This is a genomic window from Pseudomonas sp. FH1 (assembly GCF_000510895.2).
In the GTDB taxonomy this organism is placed as follows: Bacteria; Pseudomonadota; Gammaproteobacteria; order Pseudomonadales; family Pseudomonadaceae; genus Aquipseudomonas; species Aquipseudomonas azotoformans_A.
Map to the genome: position 1 here is coordinate 1 of NZ_AOHM01000100.1, position 811 is coordinate 811.

The 811-nt window shown below is 53.0% G+C and carries 1 protein-coding gene and 1 pseudogene; one reads left to right on the top strand and one right to left on the bottom strand.

The features are described 5' to 3' along the window. A partial coding sequence (locus H096_RS33575) for a metal-sensing transcriptional repressor (RefSeq protein ID WP_156717523.1) occupies positions 1–112 on the bottom strand: 112 nt, incomplete at its 3' end. 359 nt (positions 113–471) lie between these two features. On the opposite strand from H096_RS33575, the pseudogene H096_RS24515 reads away from it, so the two are divergent. Next, a pseudogene (locus H096_RS24515) lies at positions 472–811 on the top strand (MFS transporter); the annotation flags it as partial.

The following is an 811-nucleotide window of genomic DNA, read 5'->3' on the forward strand; positions in this document are numbered from 1 at the left end:
TTTTCGAGCAGTCATCATCAGAGTCGAGTGCTCGCTCAATCGCCTGGACTTGCCCAGCGATTCGCTTTACGCGCTTAAGAAGATTGTCTTTGCTTGATCTCATGTGACTCATACCATACCCCCCCTACCTATTAGAACAATATAATCACACGTTCCAATTGGCCATACAACCCAGGGAGGGAATCCATCCGACCAGCAGCGTTGCAGCATCTGAATGCTGCATTCGAAACATTCAGCACGTCGCCTCGCCGCGCAGTACCAATACAAGCCGTATGGGCGGCCCGGCACTTCAATAATTCGATAGATGGCGTAGCGCCTATCTCTTGAGCTGCCTAGGTCTATGGTTTAGGATCGAACCACATCCCCCCTGGGAGGATGCAGCAATCAACAGAGACGAAACCAGCTGATTGCGTCTCTTCGTGGAAAGTTCGGTAACCACATGGTTACGCACTTCGCTATTTGAGATATTTCATGCTGAAAATCCTAGCCAACCGTACCTACCGCCACCTCTTCTTGGCTCAAGTGATTGCGCTCATTGGGACGGGTCTTGCCACTGTTGCATTAGGCCTATTAGCGTTCGACCTTGCAGGTGCCAATGCGGGCGCTGTGCTCGGTACGGCGTTGGCGATCAAAATGACGGCCTACATTGGCGTTGCGCCAATCGCAGCCGCTTTTGCAGAGCGTTTACCCCGCCGGGCAATGCTGGTCTCTCTGGATCTGGTGCGAGCACTGGTCGCACTGGCTCTTCCGTTTGTGACGGAAGTCTGGCAAATCTACGTGCTGATTTTCGTCCTTCAGTCCGCTTCGGCAG